Origin of the sequence: Microcystis sp. M079S1, from assembly GCF_020246425.1 — a bacterium.
Lineage (GTDB): Bacteria > Cyanobacteriota > Cyanobacteriia > Cyanobacteriales > Microcystaceae > Microcystis > Microcystis aeruginosa.
On the sequence record NZ_JADBSZ010000219.1, the window covers coordinates 1 to 3,781 of the forward strand.

General features: G+C 39.2%; 2 protein-coding genes and 1 pseudogene. All 3 read right to left on the reverse strand.

The annotated features are described in order from the left end of the window. Positions 1 to 329 (reverse strand): annotated as a pseudogene (locus IM456_RS14575) (hypothetical protein); the annotation flags it as partial. Positions 330 to 727: 398 nt separating this feature from the next. Then, positions 728 to 1,270: a GNAT family N-acetyltransferase gene (locus IM456_RS14580; protein ID WP_149988363.1), complete on the reverse strand. Its 543-nt coding sequence runs from the start codon at positions 1,268 to 1,270 to the stop codon at positions 728 to 730. Between the two features lie 179 nt (positions 1,271 to 1,449). Then, positions 1,450 to 3,513, reverse strand: coding sequence for an ABC transporter ATP-binding protein/permease (locus tag IM456_RS14585; RefSeq protein WP_287691931.1), 2,064 nt, complete (start codon positions 3,511 to 3,513; stop codon positions 1,450 to 1,452). Positions 3,514 to 3,781: the final 268 nt, after the last annotated feature.

Sequence of the window (3,781 nt, forward strand, 5' to 3'; positions counted from 1 at the left end):
CGACGTTTGAGATAGACCGTTTTAAGCAGTGCCTCAATGCCATAACCCGTAACAATGTCACCAATAATGGTAGAGATGCCTAAGACCCCAAGTCCACCAATTAGTCCCAGCGGACCGCCTAACCCAAAAAGTGCGTAAATCGCAGGATAGGCAGTACCACCGGATGCGGCAGCAGCAATAATGAAAATAATGCCGGGGAGTCCCAGAGAAGCAAGTTTTTGAACAACTTCATCAAGAGAAATTCCCCAGGAGACAAGTTTTTTGTTGATTTCTGTGGGATTAATTCCCAGAAAATCATTGGGAATGGCCGTTTCAGTAGTTTCCGTCATTGATGAGACTCCTAAAATCACTAAGTTGGACTGGTTGGTCGGGATTTCAGTCATATAAAATCCATCAGCTAAACGGCGCTTAACCTGCATGATCCAACAGCTATAACCCTTTTGGAGTCTATATCGGTGATCCGAAGTAAAAGCCGTTTAGCTTACTAAGGCAAAAGCAAACGTAGCCTTCGCCAAAAAAGGAAACAAGCTGCCATGAACAATAATTACATGATGACGGTTCTCAATGCCTTCTGTCAAGCCTGATTGAGATGTTCTTAACCTGACTTTTCAAGCCATTATCTATCAGCTTGTAGGATGTGTTAGGCGATAATAATCTTTGACAAAAACCAGAATTAAGAATCCGTCGTAACGCACCCCTTTTAAATTTCTGAAATACCTGATAAGGGTTAAGAAAAACTTTTCGATCTACTTAATTTCCAGACCAAGACTTTCTCTCGTGCTTCTATCAGATCCATGCCTATTTTTTCTAAAACTCGCTTTGAAGCTATATTATCGGGAGCGCAGCCAGCGGTCACTGTTTGCATACCAGGTTGAGAAAGTGTCCAGTCCGTCATTGCTTTTGTCGCCTCAGATGCGTAGCCTTGTCGTCGATATAACGGCGCTACTTGATAGCCAATTTCTACAGCATCTGTGGGTAAACCTGTGACATCAGGAATAATTTTGATCATCACATGACCAATAAGGGTATTTTCTGTTTGATGAATAATTAAACTCCCCCACCCCCACTCATTTTGTAAGGGGAATTGCAGCAAAATATTCGCAATATCAGGGAAAGCTTGAATAAACTCTTGATCAGCCCATTCAGCAGCAACTTTTACACCCAAAATTGTTGTTAATTCATCGATACTTATGATTGCCGCTTTCAGAAGTTCAAGCTTTAAGGGAACTAAATATAATCGTTTCGTCACAAGTTTTTCCAGTGCTTTCATTTGATAAAATTCCTATACCAGTTATCAGTTATCAGTTATCAGTTAGTAGCTTGTTAATCAACTTACCCAGCAAAAACCTCATTCTCTAGTTCTCCTGAGAGGGGGAAGTCTGAAAAATTTTCCCTACCCCCCACACCTCATACCCTGTCTCACTTTCAATCTGTTTGTCACCCCATTAGCTATATTCTCACCCATTTTAAGGTTTTTGGGTCTTTATCGTAACGATAATTAAAACCATCTTTGGCAGTAATAATTTTACCTAAACTGGCGCGACTCCGGACGTTACTTAAAGAATAATCAGTTAGAGACTGCATTTGTTGATGGGACAAACCTTCGGCTATTTCAGAAACTCCTGCAATTTCCGCATCATGCTCAGTTTTAACCTCAGACAAAGTCTCTATTTTTACCGCCGAAAAATTTTCTGATTTTTTTGACATCATCACTAGGTTATTCACTTTTTTGCGCTGATAATCTTCTACAGTTGACAGATGCCAATGGGAATTTTCTGTTAACTCTAAGACCCATCGATGATAATTAAATAAACTTTCCCGATGACCAACACTAATAAAAGTGGTTTCACTTTCCTGTAATTGCTGATATAAGCTGGCTTCATTGGTCAAATCTAAAGCGCTGGTTGCTTCATCTAAGATAGTAAAAGTGGGTTTAGTGATTAATAGTCGAGCAAAAGCTAGTCTTTGCTGTTCTCCGAGGGATAAAATCTGTTCCCAATTGACTTGTTTATCTAAGGTATTTTTGTCAGTTAATAAATGTTGCAGGTTGACTTTTTTTAAGATATTTTCTAATTCTTCATCGCTCACCTGTTCATTGGTATGGGGATAAAGTAATTGCTGCCGTAAAGTGCCAAGGATAATATAAGGACGTTGGGGTAAAAATAACATTTTAGCTAAAGGAGGACGCACTAAACGGCCGCTACCTGCTTTCCATAAACCGGCGATTGCTCGTAACAAGGAACTTTTACCTCGACCACTGGGGCCAATAATGAGTAGGCTTTCTCCCAAAGGGACAGAAACCGATAAATTTTCCACAATTACCTTTTCATAATCGGGAGTTTGTAGGGTAAAATTTTCAAAAGCTAGACGATTATCTTCCAGGGTGGTAATACGACTTAAGTTTTTCGGATCTTCACTGGCAACTTTTAAGGCATCTGTCAAGGTAGCTAACCGTTCAATATAACTTGAAACTTTACCCGATGTTCCCCATTCAGTAATTAATTGTCCCAAGGCATTAGAAAAAAGGAAACAGCATAAACTCGCTTGACTTATTTCCCCATAATCGATTTCGTTTTTAATAAACATGGGGGTCAAAATAAACATTGAAAATACACTAATCGCTGACTGATAACCTCGATTAAAAAGATTATTAAACCGTTCCCAATTGATCAGTTTTTCCGAGCTTTGAATAACCCGTTGAAAACGGCCTTCAATGATTTTTTCTTCCTGCTCTTCTCCCTGAAAAAAAGCAATGGATTCGGCGTGGTTACGCACATGGGTTAAAGCATAATTATAATCAGCTTTATTATTAAGCTCCGATTGATTAATCTTGTTTAATTCTTGAGTTAGATAAATTGCTATTAAATTTCCTGCGATCGTATAAATTATTAGATAAACCGCAATTTGCCGAGAAATTGTCCAAAGAATAATCGCAAAAGTAATCATTTGTAACCCTTTTTCCACGAAGGTAATTAACAACCTTAGGGTCATGGTCGTAATTGGTTCAATTTCTTGAGATAATCTTTGATCGGGATTTTTTAAAGCTGAGGTAAAATCAATGTTATAGTAAGCGCGATAATTGAGATATTTTTTGACGGTTTGTTTCGTTAACCACTTATACCAATCTAAGGCTACTTTGCGACGAATAAATTGAGAAAAAGCAAATAACCCCGTTGTTAATATAATCAACAAACTGGATAACCAAAGCGTATTTAGATATTTAGAAAGATCTCTATCTTCAATAATAATGTCGAGTACATAACGATTCCAGTAGCTACTAAAAGCTTCTACCCCCACCGTTGCCAAGATACTTAAAAGGATCAAAGCTGACATCCCCCAAGAAATGATCACATCTCCAAAGGCGCGTCCATTTAACTCCGTTGGATACCAATAGGGTTGAGCGACAATTTTTAGGCTTTCCCAAAATTGACCAAATAGTGAAAAGGGATTATTGGCGGACTGGTCGGACACAACAGGGTTTTCCGTTGCTTGTTTAGTAGTATATTGAGGCATCTAGATCCAATTGGCAGTTCTTTTACTGTTCTCTTGACAACTCGCTATCGTATTGTAGCGGCAGAATTACCCGCTTTTGTCTTTTGATAACATTTTTATCTAGAAGTTGCAGTTTCAGGGGTGCAGTTTGACATCCTCGCCGCCGTAAAACGGACGGCGATTCCCAAACCTCACGATTTAGGTTTCTGCTTCTTTCCCTTGCGGGGTTCCGCACCTGCCTTAACAGATTTACTCTGTTCTGGTCTTATGGTCGCTCTACAGACTGACA

Excerpts from the sequence above, each read along its gene's own strand:
- IM456_RS14580 (WP_149988363.1), bottom strand. The coding sequence starts at position 1,270 with ATGAAAGCACTGGAAAAACTTGTGACGAAACGATTATATTTAGTTCCC.
- IM456_RS14585 (WP_287691931.1), bottom strand. The coding sequence starts at position 3,513 with ATGCCTCAATATACTACTAAACAAGCAACGGAAAACCCTGTTGTGTCC.